We start from the raw sequence: 16,535 nt of genomic DNA, 5'->3' as shown, positions 1-16,535 counted from the left end.
CCCGACTGATTGTCGAAGGGGCACGGCCCAGTTCACGGGCGATGGCGCGGATCGGGGCGCCTTCACGCAGGCGGTCGGCGATGACGATCCGGTCGTCCTCGCGCAAGTACCGAGAAGGACCCGGCGCCGGGATCGAAGCCCGCACCGGTGGTCGGGCCCGGTGCTTGCCCGAGGCCGCTCGGCCGTTGCGCCACCGCTTCCCGGTCCGGTAGTTGATGCCGACGATCTTGCACGCTTCGGTGCTGCTCAGGCCCTGGTCCATGAGCCGGAAGTATTCCTCCCGCTCACGGACCAGGGGCCTGCGACCCCGCGACCTGCGTCGGTCCCCACGGATCTCGAAACCCATCGCAATCCCTTGTAGAACAAGGTGTTGCAACGACTCCTAGAACCCAAGGTTTCGTCAGGGGCCTTTGACTAGCTGTAATGCTGGAAGTCCTGCCACATCCGGTCCCATTCGTCGACCGGTCCGCGGCAGACGGCCACCACCTGTCCCTGCTCCTCGTTGTCGACGCCGAGGCCGTTGTCCAGTTCGGCCGCCTGCTCGCACGAGTCGAAGTAGGGGAGTAGGCCCTCCAGGTCCAGGCCCACGGTGACGACCGTGGCCGTGGCGGCCGGCGGCGGGCCGTATTCGTGGAGTTCGTTGTGGCCGCTGTAGACCGGCGGCAGATCCGCCCCGTACCGCACGAGGGCCCCGGCTTCGCCGTAATTGGCGGTGATGATCGCCGTGTCCGCGGCGGCCCCGGCGGGCAGCGACGCGATCACGGCCTCCACCTGATCCGTGTACGTCTGCCAGCCGACCCCGTCGGGCACCGAGCTGTTCATCGCGGGAATCGGCGTGCCGTCCACGACCCCGACAGGGATGAGCGGCAACGCGACCACGGCAGATATCGCGCTGTTGAGGGCCACGCCGACGATCAGGATCCGACGGCGACTCCAAGTGGTCGCGCGCGCCGCGACCGGTACGCATCCGGCCGCGTACAGGGCGATGAGCAGGCCCATCGGGTAGTAGAACTGGCCGCCGGTCGCCAAGGTGACCACCAGCAGGACCGGATAGGCCACGGCCAGCGCCCTGACCGGTCGCCATTCCGGCCGCCGCAGCAGGTCCCTGATCCCGATGAACCAGACCGGCACCAGGAACAGACCGAGCAGCAGGAACTGGAAGGGCAGCAACAGGATCCGGTTCTCCGTGCCGTCCGTCTCGTTGATGGCCTCGGCCATTTCCAGCTGCGGCCATCCGTGCTGCGCCTGGTACACCAGGTTCGGTGAGCCGATCACGAGCGCCAGCGCGACTCCGGCCCACAGCCATTTGGAAGCCAGGGTCTTCCGCGGTCCGACGGCGAGGATCGCCACGCCGAGGCTGAGGAGCAGCAACACCACCAGATGCTTGTTGTAGAGGCCGATTCCGGCCACCGCGCCGACCGCGAGCCACCACCTCGGTTCGTCCCGCAAGAGCGCCTTCACCGCGAACAGGAGCGCCGCCGTCCACACCACCAGGTCGACCGTGTTGGTCGACAACTGGTGTCCGAAGGCCAGCGCGACCCCGGCGAACGCCAGGCCCCAGACGCAGAGTGCCTGCGTCGCTTTGCCGCCGCCGAACTCGCGCGTCAGGAGCGCCGCGATCCACAGGACCCCGATCATCAAGAGGATCGAAGGGAACCGGAAGGCCCACAAGCTGTCGCCGAGGACCGCGATCGCGGCCTTGCCGAGCAGCGGCGTGAGCGGCGGCTGATCGACGTAGCCCCAGGCGGGATCGAGCATCCGGAAGTACAGCTCGTCGCGGTGGTAGTCATAGCGGCCGTTGAGGATCGCGAGGGCGGCGCCGAGCGCGAGGCTCGCGAGGGTCGGGTGCAGGCGGAAGAGGGGGCGCATCGGCAGGGGCCTTTCGAGGGGTCGAGGGGTCGCTCCTGTCCTCAGAGCATCCCGCAAGTCCCGTTGCCGTGCAAGGTCACGGGGCGTCCCGGATCGTCTCGATCGCTTCGTGGAACGCGGGGGTGGCCTTTTCGAAGTGCTCGGTGAGGACGGCGATCTCGGAGGGGGAGCAGTCGGCGAAGACCCTGCCGAGTCTTTCGCGGGCGGGCGCGAGCGCGGCGTCCAGTTCGAGCTCGTCGCTTTCGACGGCCTCGACCAGGACGCGGCGCCGGTCGGCCGGGTCGGGGACGCGGCGCACGAGGCCGCGCTCCTCCAGGCGGTCGATGAGCCGGGTGGTCGCGCCCGTGGTCAGGCCGGTCTTGGCGGCGAGCTCGCCCGAGGTCATGCGGCCGTAGAAGGAGAGCGTGCCGACGGCGTAGAGGTCGGTGGGGCCCATGCCGACCGCTTGGGCGGTGGCGAGTCCGTGGAGCACGATCGCGTTGAGATAGGGCGGGTAGACGGCGCCGAGCTTCGCCAGGTCGGGACTTGACATGACACGTTCCCTTCTTTAAGCTAATATCTGCATGAATGCAGAGAATGATTTTCTGCAACTGATGCACGGATCAAACTACCAGAAGGGAACCACTGATGAGCACCGAGCAGATCACCGCCCTCATCAATGCCACCGCCGCCGCCTGGGAGGCCGGGGACGGCGAGGCCTACGGCGCCAACTTCACCGCCGACGCCACCTACATCACCTTCGTCGGCACCGTCTACAGCGGCCGCGACGAGATCGCCAGCGCCCACCAGGCACTCTTCGACAAGTTCCTCAAGGACAGCGTGCTCGTCGACGACATCCTCGAGATCCGCTTCCTCGGGCCCGACACAGCGGTCGTCACCAGTCGCGGCGACGTCGGCAAGCACGGTTCGCGCCCTTCGAAGCTGTCCAAGGTCCAGACCTACACCGTCGTGCGGGAGGCCGACGGGCAGTGGCGGATCGCGGCCTTCCAGAACACGAAGCGCAAGGCCCTCATGGAGAAGATCTCCTTCGCGTTCGCGCCCGCCACCGTCCCGGCCGGGCGTTAGGCCCTGTCGAGCTTCGCGAAGTACGCGTCCACAAGCGGCTTGCCGATCCCGGTCATCCACTGCTCCAAGGTGAGCAGGCCCGGGTGGATCGCGCGAAGCGCCTCGATGTCGACCTTCATGCGGTGATCGTTGAGGACCCCCAGCATCTTCGCGGTCGAGGGGCTGTCCGCGGCGACCTGCTCGACGTCGATGCCCACGTACGGCACCTCGCGTCCGACGACGCGGCCGATGAGCGCCGCCTTGTCGGTCTGCGTGAGGTCGTCCCCGGCCAGCTCGTACACCTTCCCCGCGTGCGACTCGGGGTCGGCGAAGGCGATCGCGGCGAACGCCGCGATGTCGTCCGCGGCGATGTGCGGCTCGTACGTGTCCGCGTTGAGCAGTGACACCAGTGCTCCGTTCTGGAGCTCGCGGAACGAGTCGAACGTGTTCTCCATGAACGAGGTCGGGCGCAGGATCGTGTGCGGCACCCCGCTCGCGTGGATCGCGCGCTCGGCCTCGGCCTTGCGCTGGAGCATGTCCATGTGCTCCTCCAGCGGACCGCCGACCCCGATCGACGAGGAGTGCACGAGGTGGACGGCCCCGGCGGCCTTCGCCGCCGCGCCGAGCTTGGCGGCCGAGCGCTCTTCGTGCCCGAGGTCGTGGCCGTACGGCCCGCCCTCGTAGGCCCCGGCGTGGACGCTGAAGACGCCGAAGGCGCCTTCGACGGCCCGGTCGAGCGAGTCGCGGTCGTCGAGGTCGCCTCCCACGACTTCCGCTCCGGCATCCTTGAGCGCCTTGGCCTTCGCGCTCCCGGGGTCGCGGGTGAGGCCCCGGACCCGCCAGCCGTCGGCCAGCAGGCGGGCGGCCACGGCCCCGCCCTGGCGGCCCGTCGCGCCGGTGACGAGGATGGTCTTCTCGGACTGGGACATGGGTGTTCCTTTCCATGACGGGGTCCGCCGACTAATATGGGAGCGGCAACCCGGTTGATGAAACGGAACACTACACCCGTTTAAGCGACCTGACGAGAGGGGGACTCCGTGCAGCAGTCGACCCAGCGCGCCGAACGCGTTGACGCCCAGCGCAACCGGCTCAAGGTCCTGGAGACGGCCGACCGGCTGTTCGGCGAGCGCGGGACCACGGTCTCCCTCGGGGAGATCGCGACCGCGGCCGGCGTCGGCGCGGGCACCGTCTACCGGCACTTCCCGACCAAGGACGCGTTGCTCGCGACGGTGCTCGACCAGCGGCTCGTCCAACTCGGCGAGTACGGGGCCGAGATGCTGGGCCGAGACGACATCGAGACCGCCTTCTTCGACTACCTGGAGTTCCTCACCGGGCAGTCCCTGGCCAACCGCGCGATCTGCGAGGCGCTCGCCGCCCGCGGCGACTGGCAGGAGCCCTCGAAGCTCAACGGGCGCTGCGTGATCGACTCGCCGCTGTCGACCCTGCTGGAACGGGCCCAGCGGGCCGGGGCCGTCCGCTCCGACGTGGACGCCCAGGATGTCAGAGCCCTGCTCTCGGGCTGCGTCGGCATGGCCCAATCGCTCGAATCGCCCGAGCGGGTTCGCCGCCTCTCCGCAATCCTCTGGGAAGGCCTCCGCGCGGAACGAAACACCGAATCACGTAACGAAACTCAACTCCCAATCAAGGCTCGTAACGAAACGCTCGTAACGAAACGGAACTGCCCGGTCTGCGGCGACCCGCTCCCTGACACCGCCACTGGCCGCCCCGCCAAGTACTGCTCTGCGGCCTGCCGCCAGAAGGCGTTCCGGGAGAAGCGGAAGACCGCCTAGCTCCGGGCCCTTCCCCTTTGGCAACCGTTCGCCTAGGATCGGTCCCGCACCCGACGAGACCACCCGAGGAGTCCGCCATGGCCCGCAGGTTCGCAACACATGAGCGGCGACCCGTCGCCTCGCTCGACGGCATCTGGGACTTCGCGTTCCTGGGCGAGACCGACCCCGACGACGTCGTGATCGACCAGCTCGCCTTCGACGACGTCATGGCCGTACCCGGCTGCTTCGACGCCACCCCCGCCTACGCGGGGCGGCGCGGCCTCGCCGCCTACCGCACCAGTGTCCGCATCGAGGCCGGCCGCCAGCGCCTCGTCTTCGAAGGCGTCCAACACTGGTGCCGGGTCTACTGGAACGGCGAGCGCATCCGCGAGCACGCCGGGGGATTCACCCGCTTCTGGGCCGAGACCGAAGCTGAGGCGGGCGAAGCCGAGATCGTCGTGCTCGTCGACAACCGCTTCGGCGAGCGCTCGCCGCTGCACATGGAGCACTTCGACTGGTACGCCTACGGAGGCATCAGCCGCAGCGTCGAACTCCACCGGCTCGACCCCGTGCGCATCGACGCCCTCAAGATCGACACGGTCTCGGTTACCGGGCGGCGCATCGACGTCCGGATCGACTACACCGTCGACGAGTCCGGCCCGTCCGCGCTCACGATCGACTGCGACGGCCGCGCACTCCTCGCCGAGACCGTCGACCTCGAGGCCACCGGCACCATCACGAAGACGCTCGAAATTCCTTGGGCCGCAACGTGGTCGCCCGAGGACCCGAACCTGAGCACCCTCACCGTGCGCCTCGGCGGCGACGACCTGCGCGAGCGCTTCGGCCTCCGCGAGGTGCGCACCGAGAACGGCCGCATCACCGTCAACGGCGAACCGGTGACCCTCCTGGGCGTCAACCGCCACGAGGCCCACCCGCAGTTCGGCCACACCCAGCCCGAAGCGCTGCTCGTCAACGACGTCCAGCAGCTGCGCGACCTCGGCTGCAACTTCGTGCGCGGCAGTCACTACCCGCTCGACCCGCTGTTCCTGGACCTGTGCGACGAGGCCGGGATCCTCGTGTGGTGCGAGTCGATCGGCTGGCAGTACCCCGTCGAGCACCTCACCGACCCCGCGTTCGTCGAAGCGCAGCTGGCGCACATCGACGAGATGGTCGCCGCCTCGCAGAACCACCCTTCGATCATCTTGTGGGGCATCCTGAACGAGTGCCCCAGCTGGTCCGAGGAAGGCCGACCGGTCTACGCGAAGCTGCTCGGGCGCCTGCGCGAACTCGACTCGACCCGCCCGGTCACCTACGCGGCCATCAACGCCCACGACGACAAATGCTTCGACCTGGTCGACGTCGTCAGCGCGAACACCTACCCCGGCTGGTACTTCGGCGACATCCCCGACATCCCGGGCGAGCTCGACCGCATCGCCGCGCACGTGGACGCCCTCGGCCACGCCGACAAGCCGCTCATCATCTCCGAGATCGGCGCCGGAGCCGTCCCGGGCCACGTCGACCAGCTCGGCTCACTGTGGACCGAGTCCTACCAGTCCGACCTCCTCGACACCGTGATCGGCCACCTCCTCGACGGCCAGGACCGGATCTCCGGGCTCGGCATCTGGGTCCTGGGCGACTTCCGCACCACCGAGCAGCGGGACTTCCTGCTCCGACGGCCGCGCGGTGTGAACGACAAGGGCCTCCTCGACGAGTACCGCCGCCCCAAGCAGGCCTACCGGGCCGTGCAGCGGCACTTCCGAAGGAAGTAGAGGCACAGTCGAAGGAAGTAGGGGCACAGTCGCAGGAAGTAGAGGCACAGCCGTCGAAAGCGCTGACGACACGGCGTTGCAACGGCAAAGCCGCCGGGCCCGAATCCGGGCCCGGCGGCTCGCGTCGCGCACTAGAACTGCGTCGAGTAGCTGTTGACGTTGAAGTTCCTGCCTCCGGCCGAGGAGGTGATCTCCCAGCCGAACTGGATCTGGTCGATGCGCACGTTCGGCATCCGGCCCTGGTTCACCAGCCACTGGCAGATCGGCGTGATGTTCACGGTGCCGCTGGTGAACTGGCTCGTCGCCATGAAGCTGTAGACGGGGTTGCCGCCGTTGTGGCCCTGGTGGTAGTTCCAGTTGCGGCCGCCGAGGTTGACGTTGGTGACGTAGCCGCCGATCGGTCCGACGTTGGACGTCCACTGCGTCCAGATCATGATCTCGTGGTCGTCGCCGTTGCCCCACACGTCGTAGGTGGTGTTGTACGCCAGGCCCGAGCCCGTGGGGTTGGTGACGTTGAAGGAGCTGGAGACGTTCCCCATGCTGGAGACCTGGCGGCCCAGCGTGCGCGAGACGTTCGGATAGGACTTGATGCCGCCGGTGTTCGGCTGGTCCGACCACACGCCCCAGTTGCTGGGGGAGTTGGCCCAGATCGTCTGGGGTCCGTAGCCGGAGGGGGCCCAGATGTTGTTGTAGAGCGTGTAGGACCCGTTCTGCCAAGTCCCCCACCTGTCGGAGGAGGACCACGTGGCGGCCTGTGCCGGGGACTGGAGGGCGCCGACGGCGCCTGCGGTGGCGAGGGGAGCGGCCAGCGCGGCGGTGAGAAGCGATCTGCGTCGCATGGAGGGCACGCCTTTCTGAAGAGTCATGGAGTCGTAGGACATTCATTCGACGAATGTCTATACGTTAATTAGATCATGCGACCCAATTAAAGTCCATACCCGTAATGTCCTGTCAAAACCGCAGGAGGCGGGCGGCCTTGCGCGCGATAGGCGAACGCATGAAAACGGGGCCGCGGCACAAGCCGCGGCCCCGTTCTCTCGCGCCGTCAGGCGGTGAGCGAGTAGTCGTTCACCGTGAAATCGTGCCCGCCCGCGGCGGAGGTGATCTCCCAGCCGAACTGGATCTGGTCGATCCGCACCTCCGGCATGTGGCCCTGGGCGACCAGCCACTGGCAGTGGCCGGTGATGTCGATCGAGGCGTTCGTGCTCTGCGAGGTCGCCAGGAAGCTGTAGACCGCGTTGGCCCCGTTGCTGCCCTGGTGGTACGCCCAGGTCTGGCCGCCGAGCTCGACCTCGTCGGACTGACCGCCGATCGGCCCGACCGGTCCGTACCAGTTGGTCCAGATCATGATCTCGTGCTCGTGGCCGTTGCCCCACACGTCGTACGCCGTGTTGTACGCGAGGCCGTCGCCGGTCGGGACGGTTACGGCGTTGGTGCTCGTCACCTGGCCCATCTCGGAGACGTTGCGCCCCAACGTGTAAGACACGTTCGGGTAGGACTTGATCCCGCCGGTGTTCGGGTGGTCGGCCCGCACGCCCCAGTCGCCGGGCCCGTTCGCCCAGATCGTCTGCGACCCGGCGCCCGAGCCCCAGATGTTGTTGTAGAACGTGTAGTCGCCCTCGGTCCAGTTGCCCCACTGGTCGGAGGACTCCCAGGCCTGTGCCGCGTCGGCCTCGTCATTCGAGGTCTGCGCCCATGCCGGGAGGGTGCTGACCGCTGCCACGCCCGCGACTGCGGTAACGGCGCCGGCGGTGAAGAGCGTTCTGCGTCGCATCGTTCCTGCCTTTCGTTGTTGCCATTCGATGCCACATAGGACCTCAAAACGGGTCGAATGATGACAACTGGATTACATCACACGACCCGATTTAGTCTCATGTTGGGTGCGACCTGGGTCTCACCGTCCCGGCCAGCGGTAAGCCCAGGCGGTTCTCGGTCGCCCCTGCCTGGACCGCAACGTAGAATTCCGGCCGTGAAGACCTTCGAGCAGCTCTACGCCGAACTCGCCGACAAAGCCGCCACCCGACCCGAGGGGTCGGGCACCGTCGCCCAGCTCGACGCCGGCGTCCATGCCATCGGCAAGAAGATCGTCGAAGAGGCGGCCGAGGTCTGGATGGCCGCCGAATACGAGTCGGACGAGGCCGCGGCCGAGGAGATCTCCCAGCTCCTCTACCACCTCCAGGTGATGATGGTCGCCCGCGGCATCAGCCTCGACGACGTGTACCGGTACCTCTAGATCGAAAGGCTCGCTCGCATGCTCCGCATCGCCGTGCCCAACAAGGGCGCGCTCTCCCAGGGCGCCACCGACATGCTCACCGAGGCCGGCTACCGCCAGCGCCGCTCCAGCCGCGACCTCCAGTGCATGGACGCCGACAACGGCGTCGAATTCTTCTACCTGCGCCCCGGCGACATCGCCACCTACGTCGCCTCCGGCGACCTCGACCTCGGCATCACCGGCCGCGACCTCGCCGTCAACTCCGGCGCCCAGGTCGAAGAGGTCCTCGCGCTCGGCTTCGGCCGCTCCACCTTCCGCTACGCGGCCCGCCCGGGCACCGTCGACTCGATCGCCGGGCTCGACGGCAAGCGCATCGCGACCTCCTACCCGGGCGTCGTGCAGCGCGACCTCGACCGGCACGGCGTCACCACCGCGATCGTCGAACTCGCGGGCGCGGTCGAGAACGCCATCGCCCTCGGCGTCGCCGACGCGATCGCCGACGTGGTCGAGACCGGCACCACCCTCAAGCAGGCCGGGCTCGCCGTCTTCGGCGACGCGATCATGCACTCCGAGGCGGTCCTGGTCCGCAAGACCGGCAACGGCCAGCCCGCGGCCGTCGAGCAGCTCCTGCGCCGCCTGCGCGGCGTCCTCGTCGCCCGCTCGTACGTGATGCTCGCCTACGACGTGCGCGCCGAGCTCCTCGAAGCCGCCGTCGAACTGACGCCCGGCATCGAGTCGCCGACGGTCTCCCCGCTGCATCGCGAAGGCTGGGTCGCGGTCCAGTCGATGACCGAGCGCGCCGACCTCCACCGAGTCATGGACGCCCTCTACGAGATCGGCGCCCGCGGCATCCTCGCCTCGAACATCGACGCCTGCCGGCTCTAGTCAGCCGCAGCCGATCTCACCGACGCTTACGACAGCCGCGGCGCCTCGAGCGCCGCGGCCGCGTCAGCCCGCACCCGCAGCTCGGCCGCCATCGCGACCGCTTCGCGCACATCCCGGTGCCACGCCTTCGCCGTGTGCCCGAGGCCTCCGGCGGTCATCGCGTGCACCGTCGCGAGGCCCTGCAGACGCTGAATCGGCCCCTGCACGACCCGCACCGACTGGATCCGCGCATACGGCAGCGCCACATACGTGTTCACCCACAGGCCGTGCCGCACCACGAACACCCGCTCGTCCAGCAGTGCACCGGTCCTCTTCCAGCGCACCGGCATCCGCCATCGCGCCCGTCTCGGCGGCCGCTCCACCGCGAACACCGCGGGCAACTCCGGCACCGCCTCCGCGGCCACCAGCGCGACCTCCGCGGGATCGCCTACCGGCAGCGCCGTCGTCGACCGGACCACGTTCCCGCCGCCCGCCTGCGCCACCGCCGCCGTCCACACCTCGACGCGTCGCCATGCCTTGCGCCGCCACATGATCGGCTCATCGAAGCTCACGGCCGTCACCCGGTCCACCGGCACCGTCTCGTGGCTCGTGTCCGTCAGCCCCCGCTCGATGAGCAGGTTCCCGCCGTCGCGGGTCAACCGGAACCGGCAGTTGCGCAGGAACCGGTTCACCGTCGCGACGGTGCTCTGGAGGTAGCCGAGAAGCGCCGGGGCGAAGAAACCGACCCACAGAGTCGTCGCCACCGTGCTGAACCCGAAGATCGAACCGGTCACCGCGAACGCCGTCCCGAAGACCACCAACGCCGTCAACTGCACCGGCAGCGCCTCCAGCAGCGACGCCACCGCCAACTTCCGCACCGTCACCGGCGGCACCAGCGGCGCGGGTCCCGCCGGGGCCGCTTCCACGTCCTCCTCGGAGGCCTCGACACGCGGCCGCGCCCCGGGCCTGCCCGCGATCGCCAGCAGCTCCGAACGCAGCTCCATCGCCCGGTCGGCCTTGAGGTACGCGAGCCGCGCATCCGTGCCGTCGCCGCCCGCGACCTCGATGTTCAACTGCGCCAAACCGAAGACCCGCGCCCGCAGCGGCCGCACCAGGTCCACCGACTGGAGCCGGTCGAGCGGCACCGTGCGGTGGCTGCGCGTGAACACGCCCCCGTAGATGTGCAGCTCCCGGCCCCAGATCACGAAGCCCCGGTACTGGAGCGCGATCAGGCTCGCGATGCCGCCCACGACCGCCGCCGCCAGCGCCGCGTACACGGCGAACAGGAAGTTCCGCGACGTGAACATCTGGATCCCGACCGCCGCCGCGGCCGCGGTCAGGAATCGGACGCTTTCGAGCAGCGGTGTGAGCGGGTGCAGGCGCTGGCGCTGCATGCCCTCGGGCGGCGCGCTGGCCTGCACGAACACTTCGGGCCCGTACGGTACGGGCGCCAGCGGGGGAGCGGGCTCGTCTTGCGCCGGTTCGGGCTCGCCGCTCACAGGCCCTCCCGGACCTCGGCGGCCCGGACGGCGAGGCGGTCGCGCAGTGCCGCGGCCACCGGCGGGGCGAGACCGGGCACTTCGGTGTTCGAGCCCAGGGCCGCGGTGCGCACTTGCACCGTGGTGAGTCCGAACATCCGCTCGATGGGTCCGGCCGAGAGGTCGATGAGCTGGATCCGCCCGTAGGGGACGATGCTCAGGCGGCGCGTCAGCAGGCCGTGCCGGACGAGCAGGTCTTGGTCCCGTTCGGCGTAACCCCAGGTCCGCACGGTCCGCGACACCGTGATCACCCGCAGGCCCGCGAGCGCGACGTAACCGCCGAGGGCCCACAGGAGCCCGTCCCAGCCCAGCCAGATCGTCAGCGGGACCGCGGCGATCACGGCCAGGATCAAGACGTTGAGCAGGCTCCGCAGGACCCACACCGTCCGCAGTTGCGGCGCCATCGGCTGCCACTCGATGGCCTCCGGCCACAGGTCCCACACGGGGACTGCTTTCGCGCTCATAGCTCGATCATTCCACTTTCTCGGTCTCGCAAGGGAAACCGCGCGCGGTGAGGAATTCGCGCAGGGTCGGGAGGTGCTCGTCGCAGGCGGCCCACCGCTTCACGCGGTCGGAGCCGTGGATGCGCGGGTTGCGCCACAGCAGCATCCAGGTCGCCTCGCTGCGGCAGCCGCGCGAGGAGCAAATGGGCGCTTCGGGATCGGAAGTCACAGCGCGATTGTCCGTCAGATCCGGTCTCGGCGACGCCTGCGAGCCGTAAATGTGTCCTGTCATCCGTGGCGGGGCCACACCGCTGTGTCGATGAACGCCTCGACCGCCTCGATCACGTCGGCGAGCGCGTGCGCGGAGTCGACCAGCGGCCGGCCCGGAATGAACATGCCGTGGTCGGCCCCGCGGATCTCGCAGACCTCCCCGGGCAGCTCGCGGGCGAGCGCGGTGTTCCAGGCCGGGTCCGCGGTGCCGCCTATGAGCAGGTACGGGGCGGTCGCGCGGCGCAGGGCCTGCACGATCGGGTAGTGCTGGAGGAACGGGGTGAACCAGATGGCGGGGAGCCCGTGGTGGGCGGCCAGGACCGCGCCCGCGGTGCCGAGGGACTTGCCGACCAGGAGCGGCGGGTCGTCGTTGTGCACGCGGTCGAGCACGGCCTCGGTCTGCTCGCACACGCCCTCGATCATGGCCTGCTCGTCGGCGGCGAGGCCGTCCACGTTCTTCCACGTGAGCGGATAGGTATGGGCGCCACGGGACTGCAGGGCGACGTGGCAGTACATCAGCAGCGGCCCTTGAACGCTGTAGTTGCGTCCGGGGAGCAGGAGGGCCTGGCGGCGACGGGGCATGAGGGGAATTCTAGTGGCGAAGCGGCGGGAGTGCCCTGTCGGCGACCGCCGCCGGGCATGAAAAGACCCGCACGACCACGGGGGAAGTCGTGCGGGTTGGTGAAAGCATAGCGCTCCGACATTTCGCAGCAACGGATTGAATCGGCGCGGCGTGTCACGCTTCCGGGCAAATACCGCCCAAAGGTTTGCCACGATGGGGGCGTGGCAGTCTAGACCCCCTGCCCCACAAGGGGTTCGGGGAGAACTGTCGGGTTCCTGACAAATACCGGTGCGGGTGCGCCGCGCGGGTCTCAGCGGCCCCCTGCCATCCTCGATCGGGCGAATTAGTATCGACAGCACCGACCGAACGCTCGCGAAGGAGCCGACATGGGATCAGCCGAGGCCGACCGTTCCGACCGCCCGAAGGACCGGGCGACCGACCGCTCCACCCCGGCCGAGAACGCCGCCCTGCTCGAGAAGGCGCTGTTCGAGATCAAGAAGGTCATCGTCGGCCAGGACGCCTTGGTGGAACGCATGTTCGCGGCGCTGCTGGCCCGTGGGCACTGCTTGATCGAAGGCGTGCCCGGCGTCGCCAAGACCCTCGCGGTGGAGACCATGGCGAAGGTGGTCGGCGCGGACTTCAACCGCATCCAGTTCACCCCCGACCTGGTCCCGGCCGACATCGTCGGTACCCGCATCTACCGCCAGTCCTCGGAGTCCTTCGACGTCGAGCTCGGCCCGGTCTACACGAACTTCGTGCTCGCCGACGAGATCAACCGCGCCCCCGCCAAGGTCCAGTCGGCGATGCTCGAAGTCATGGCCGAGGGCCGCATCTCCATCGGCGGCCAGACGCACGTGCTCCCCAAGCCGTTCCTGGTCATGGCCACCCAGAACCCGATCGAGCAGGAGGGCGTCTACCCGCTGCCTGAAGCGCAGCGGGACCGCTTCCTTTTCAAGGTGAACGTCGGCTACCCCACGGACGCCGAGGAGCGCGAGATCGTCTTCCGCATGGGCATCGACTCGCCCGTGCCCGACCGCATCCTCACCACCGACGACCTGCTGCGCCTCCAGCAGGCCGCCGACGGCGTGTTCATCCACAACGCCCTCGTCGACTACGCGGTGCGCATCGTCATGGCCACCCGCAACCCCGCCGCCGCGGGCCTGGGCGCCATCAGTCGCCACATCCAGTACGGGGCCAGCCCGCGCGCCTCGCTCGGCCTCATCCGCGCCACCCGCGCGATCGCGCTCCTGCGGGGCCGCGACTACGCCCTGCCCCAGGACCTCGACGACATCGCGCCCGACGTCCTCCGCCACCGCCTCGTGCTCTCCTACGACGCCATGGCCGACGGGGTCGTCACCGACCAGCTCGTCGGGCAGCTCCTCGCGGCCGTCCCCGCCCCCACGGTGAGCCCGCGCCAGGACGCCGCGCCGCGCGCCGCCGAGTCGTACCAGCCGCAGCAGCCGGGCGCCTGGTGAGGACCGCGGCCCCCGTGGAACACGACCTGCGCGCCCTCGACCGCCTGCAGCTCAACGTCACCCGCCGCCTCGACGGGCTGCTGCACGGCGACTACCTGGGCCTGCTGCCCGGGGCCGGCTCCGAGCCCGGCGAGGCCCGCGAGTACCGGGCCGGGGACGACGTGCGTCGCATGGACTGGCCGGTCACGGCGCGGACCACCGTGCCGCACGTGCGCACCACGATCGCCGACCGCGAACTCGAGACCTGGCTCGCGGTCGACCTCTCGCCGAGCCTCGACTTCGGCACCGTGGGCATGCTCAAGCGCGAACTCGCCGAAGGCGCCGTAGCCGCCTTCGCCTACCTCGCCGGACGCGGCGGCAACCGGATCGGCGCGGTCGTCACCGAAGGCGGCCCCGCCAAAGCCATCCCGCCGCGCCCCGGCCGCGGCGGCGCCCGCTCGCTGCTGCGCACCGTCACCAGCCTCCCGCGCGGTGAAGGCGCCGGCGACCTCGCCGAACTCATCGACAAGACCCGCCGACACGCCCGCCGCCGCGGCCTCGCCATCGTCATCTCCGACTTCCTTGAAGACGAGGACGACCCGAGCGACTGGCCCCGCGAACTGCGCCGCCTCGCCGTCCGCCAGCAGGTGCTGTGCGTCGAGGTCCTCGACCCGGCCGAGCTCGCGCTCCCCGACGTCGGCGTGATCGATCTCATGGACCCCGAAACCGGTGCGACCGTCGAGGTCCAGACCGGCAACGCGCGCTTCCGCGCCCGCTACGCCGAGGCCGCCGCCGCGCAGCGCGCCCGCATCGCCGACGGCATCCGCTCAGGCGGCGCGTCCCACCTGCGTCTTTCCACCGGCTCGGACTGGCTGCGCGACATCGCCGCGTTCATCGCGCAGCGCCGCCACCTCGCCGCCTACCGCTAGCGCCACGCACCGACCAACCAAGGAGAACCGTTGATCCGCCTGCTCGAACCGATGTGGCTCCTGGCGCTCATCCCCGTCGCCGTGCTCGCCGCGGTCTACGTCTGGGCCCAGTTCGCCCGCAAGCGGATCGCCGTCAGGTTCGCCAACGCCTCGCTCCTGGCGAAACTCGTGCCGAAGCTCCCCGGCTGGCGCCGCCACCTCCCGGCCGGACTCCTCGTCGTCGCCCTCACCGTGCTGGTCGGCGGCATGACCCGCCCCGCCGTGGACGTCGAGGAACCCCAAGAACGGGCCACGATCATCCTCGCCATCGACGTCTCACTGTCCATGATGGCCTCCGATGTCGACCCCACCCGCATCGACGCCGCCAAGACCGCCGCCGCCGACTTCGTCGACGAACTCCCCGACCAGTACAACGTCGGCCTCGTCTCCTTCGCCGGATACGCCTCGGTCGTCGTGCCGCCCACCAAGAACCGCGCCGAGGTCTCCAGCGCGATCAAGGGCCTCACCCTCGCCGAGGCCACCGCCACCGGCGACGCCGTCTTCGCCTCGCTCCAAGCCGTCCAGCAGGTCATGCCCGACGAGACCGGCCAGCTCGCGCCCGCGCGCATCCTCCTGCTCTCCGACGGCTACCGCACCGCCGGCCGCACCGTCGAAGAAGCCGGCGAGGCCGCCGCCGCGGCCGAGATCCCCGTCTCTACCGTCGCGTTCGGCACCGACGAAGGCGTCATCGAACTCGACGAGGAACTCGTCTCGGTCCCGGTCGACCGCGAAGCCCTCGAAGGGCTCGCCTCGGAGACCGGCGGCGAGTACTACGAGGCCGTCACCGTCGAGCAGCTCCGCGCCGTCTACGAGGACATGGGCTCCTCCCTCGGCTACCGCACCATCGCCAGCGACGTCTCCCAATGGTTCATCGGCACCGCAATGATTCTCCTGTTCGCGGCCGCAGGCCTCAGCCTCGCCTGGACCTCCCGCCTCACGTGACCCTGAGGCGGGAACCACACCGTGCGTGAAGGCCCCTTCGCTGCGGAAGGGGCCCGTCAGTACGATCGTCGGTGACTTCATACAAAGAACATGAGGGAGTTCGAACAATGGCGCGCACCGTCCTCGTCACCGGAGGCAATCGCGGGATCGGTCTCGCTATCGCCAAGGCCTTCGCGGCCCAAGGCGACAACGTCGCCGTCACCCACCGCGGCACCGGCGCCCCTGACGGCCTCTACGGCGTCCAGTGCGACATCACCGACACCGCCTCGGTCGACGCCGCGTTCACCGACATCGAAGGCAAGTTCGGCCCCGTCGAAATCCTCGTCGCCAACGCCGGCATCACCGACGACACCCTCCTGCTGCGCATGAGCGACGAACAGTTCGAGCGCGTCATCGACACGAACCTCAAGGGCGCCTGGCGAGTCGCCAAGCGCGCCTCCTCGAAGATGCTGCGCGCCAAGTTCGGCCGGATGATCTTCATCTCCTCGGTCGTCGGCCTCTACGGCAACGCCGGACAGACCAACTACGCCGCGTCCAAGGCCGGCCTCGTCGGCCTCAGCCGCTCGATCACCCGCGAACTCGGCTCGCGCAACATCACCGCGAACGTCGTCGCACCCGGCTTCGTCCAGACCGACATGACCGACGCGCTCCCCGAAGCCCAGCGCAAGGCCTACCTCGACTCCATCCCCGCCAAGCGCTTCGCCACCGCCGAGGAGATCGCCGGGGCCGTCACCTGGCTCGCGGGCGACAACGCCGCCTACGTCAACGGCGCGGTCATCCCCGTCGACGGCGGCCTGGGCATGGGCCACTAGCCCCCACAGGGGCCACAGT

The 16,535-nt window shown here is 69.4% G+C and carries 19 protein-coding genes; 9 read left to right on the top strand and 10 right to left on the bottom strand.

Translation table 11 applies throughout. The features are described 5' to 3' along the window. From ACFO8M_RS00645 to ACFO8M_RS00635, 3 genes are all read right to left on the bottom strand, one after another. Positions 1 to 346 (bottom strand): helix-turn-helix domain-containing protein (locus tag ACFO8M_RS00645; RefSeq protein WP_387969091.1); only part of this gene is annotated, 346 nt, incomplete at its 3' end. 68 nt (positions 347 to 414) lie between these two features. After that, positions 415 to 1,869: a glycosyltransferase family 39 protein gene (locus tag ACFO8M_RS00640; RefSeq protein WP_387969088.1), complete on the bottom strand. Its 1,455-nt coding sequence runs from the start codon at positions 1,867 to 1,869 to the stop codon at positions 415 to 417. Between the two features lie 76 nt (positions 1,870 to 1,945). Further along, positions 1,946 to 2,401, bottom strand: a complete 456-nt coding sequence (locus ACFO8M_RS00635; protein ID WP_387969086.1) for a MarR family winged helix-turn-helix transcriptional regulator — start codon at positions 2,399 to 2,401, stop codon at positions 1,946 to 1,948. Between the two features lie 95 nt (positions 2,402 to 2,496). On the opposite strand from ACFO8M_RS00635, the gene ACFO8M_RS00630 reads away from it, so the two are divergent. Next, positions 2,497 to 2,934: an SgcJ/EcaC family oxidoreductase gene (locus tag ACFO8M_RS00630; protein WP_387969083.1), complete on the top strand. Its 438-nt coding sequence runs from the start codon at positions 2,497 to 2,499 to the stop codon at positions 2,932 to 2,934. Here the strand turns inward: ACFO8M_RS00630 and ACFO8M_RS00625 are convergent. Then, entirely contained in the window at positions 2,931 to 3,842 is a 912-nt protein-coding gene (locus ACFO8M_RS00625; protein WP_387969080.1) for an NmrA family NAD(P)-binding protein, read from the bottom strand. The genes ACFO8M_RS00630 and ACFO8M_RS00625 overlap by 4 nt on opposite strands. 108 nt (positions 3,843 to 3,950) lie before the next feature. On the opposite strand from ACFO8M_RS00625, the gene ACFO8M_RS00620 reads away from it, so the two are divergent. Together ACFO8M_RS00620 and ACFO8M_RS00615 are read left to right on the top strand one after the other, a co-directional pair. Next, entirely contained in the window at positions 3,951 to 4,703 is a 753-nt protein-coding gene (locus ACFO8M_RS00620) for a TetR/AcrR family transcriptional regulator (RefSeq protein ID WP_387969077.1), read from the top strand. Between the two features lie 77 nt (positions 4,704 to 4,780). Further along, complete coding sequence (locus ACFO8M_RS00615; protein WP_387969075.1) at positions 4,781 to 6,451, top strand: glycoside hydrolase family 2 protein; 1,671 nt, start codon at positions 4,781 to 4,783, stop codon at positions 6,449 to 6,451. 131 nt (positions 6,452 to 6,582) lie between these two features. Here the strand turns inward: ACFO8M_RS00615 and ACFO8M_RS00610 are convergent, their stop codons facing one another. Together ACFO8M_RS00610 and ACFO8M_RS00605 are read right to left on the bottom strand one after the other, a co-directional pair. Then, positions 6,583 to 7,290: a GH12 family glycosyl hydrolase domain-containing protein gene (locus tag ACFO8M_RS00610; protein WP_387969073.1), complete on the bottom strand. Its 708-nt coding sequence runs from the start codon at positions 7,288 to 7,290 to the stop codon at positions 6,583 to 6,585. Between the two features lie 206 nt (positions 7,291 to 7,496). Next, on the bottom strand, positions 7,497 to 8,225 hold the full coding sequence (locus ACFO8M_RS00605) for a GH12 family glycosyl hydrolase domain-containing protein (protein ID WP_387969070.1): 729 nt from the start codon (positions 8,223 to 8,225) through the stop codon (positions 7,497 to 7,499). A gap of 195 nt (positions 8,226 to 8,420) precedes the next feature. On the opposite strand from ACFO8M_RS00605, the gene ACFO8M_RS00600 reads away from it, so the two are divergent. Next, positions 8,421 to 8,684: a phosphoribosyl-ATP diphosphatase gene (locus ACFO8M_RS00600; protein WP_270109719.1), complete on the top strand. Its 264-nt coding sequence runs from the start codon at positions 8,421 to 8,423 to the stop codon at positions 8,682 to 8,684. Positions 8,685 to 8,702: 18 nt separating this feature from the next. Beyond that, on the top strand, positions 8,703 to 9,548 hold the full coding sequence (gene hisG / locus ACFO8M_RS00595; protein ID WP_387969066.1) for an ATP phosphoribosyltransferase: 846 nt from the start codon (positions 8,703 to 8,705) through the stop codon (positions 9,546 to 9,548). Positions 9,549 to 9,574: 26 nt separating this feature from the next. On the opposite strand, the gene ACFO8M_RS00590 is transcribed toward hisG, so the two are convergent. From ACFO8M_RS00590 to ACFO8M_RS00575, 4 genes are read right to left on the bottom strand one after another with little or no spacing between them, the layout of a single operon-like run. Continuing rightward, a complete protein-coding gene (locus ACFO8M_RS00590; RefSeq protein WP_387969064.1) occupies positions 9,575 to 11,026 on the bottom strand; it encodes a PH domain-containing protein in 1,452 nt (483 codons plus the stop codon). Further along, positions 11,023 to 11,529, bottom strand: a complete 507-nt coding sequence (locus tag ACFO8M_RS00585; protein WP_387969061.1) for a PH domain-containing protein — start codon at positions 11,527 to 11,529, stop codon at positions 11,023 to 11,025. Before ACFO8M_RS00585 ends, ACFO8M_RS00590 begins: the two co-directional genes overlap by 4 nt. Positions 11,530 to 11,536: 7 nt before the next feature. Continuing rightward, positions 11,537 to 11,737, bottom strand: coding sequence for a hypothetical protein (locus tag ACFO8M_RS00580; protein WP_387969058.1), 201 nt, complete (start codon positions 11,735 to 11,737; stop codon positions 11,537 to 11,539). A 59-nt stretch (positions 11,738 to 11,796) separates the two neighbouring features. Further along, entirely contained in the window at positions 11,797 to 12,360 is a 564-nt protein-coding gene (locus tag ACFO8M_RS00575; RefSeq protein WP_387969055.1) for an alpha/beta hydrolase, read from the bottom strand. Positions 12,361 to 12,726: 366 nt separating this feature from the next. Between ACFO8M_RS00575 and ACFO8M_RS00570 the strand changes: the two genes are divergently transcribed. The 4 genes from ACFO8M_RS00570 (at position 12,727) to ACFO8M_RS00555 (ending at position 16,516) form a co-directional block, all read left to right on the top strand. Next, positions 12,727 to 13,815 (top strand): AAA family ATPase, encoded by a 1,089-nt coding sequence (locus ACFO8M_RS00570; protein ID WP_387969052.1) that lies wholly within the window; start codon positions 12,727 to 12,729, stop codon positions 13,813 to 13,815. A gap of 14 nt (positions 13,816 to 13,829) precedes the next feature. Beyond that, entirely contained in the window at positions 13,830 to 14,723 is an 894-nt protein-coding gene (locus ACFO8M_RS00565) for a DUF58 domain-containing protein (RefSeq protein ID WP_387969049.1), read from the top strand. Positions 14,724 to 14,753: 30 nt separating this feature from the next. Beyond that, complete coding sequence (locus ACFO8M_RS00560; RefSeq protein WP_387969047.1) at positions 14,754 to 15,704, top strand: VWA domain-containing protein; 951 nt, start codon at positions 14,754 to 14,756, stop codon at positions 15,702 to 15,704. A 107-nt stretch (positions 15,705 to 15,811) separates the two neighbouring features. Continuing rightward, positions 15,812 to 16,516, top strand: a complete 705-nt coding sequence (locus ACFO8M_RS00555) for a beta-ketoacyl-ACP reductase (protein ID WP_387969044.1) — start codon at positions 15,812 to 15,814, stop codon at positions 16,514 to 16,516. The last annotated feature ends 19 nt before the right edge of the window (positions 16,517 to 16,535 follow it).

The organism is Glycomyces rhizosphaerae, assembly GCF_042647865.1.
GTDB classification, from domain to species: domain Bacteria; phylum Actinomycetota; class Actinomycetes; order Mycobacteriales; family Micromonosporaceae; genus Glycomyces; species Glycomyces rhizosphaerae.
Note: the sequence above shows the minus strand (reverse complement) of the source record. Positions and strands in the feature narration are given on the sequence as shown.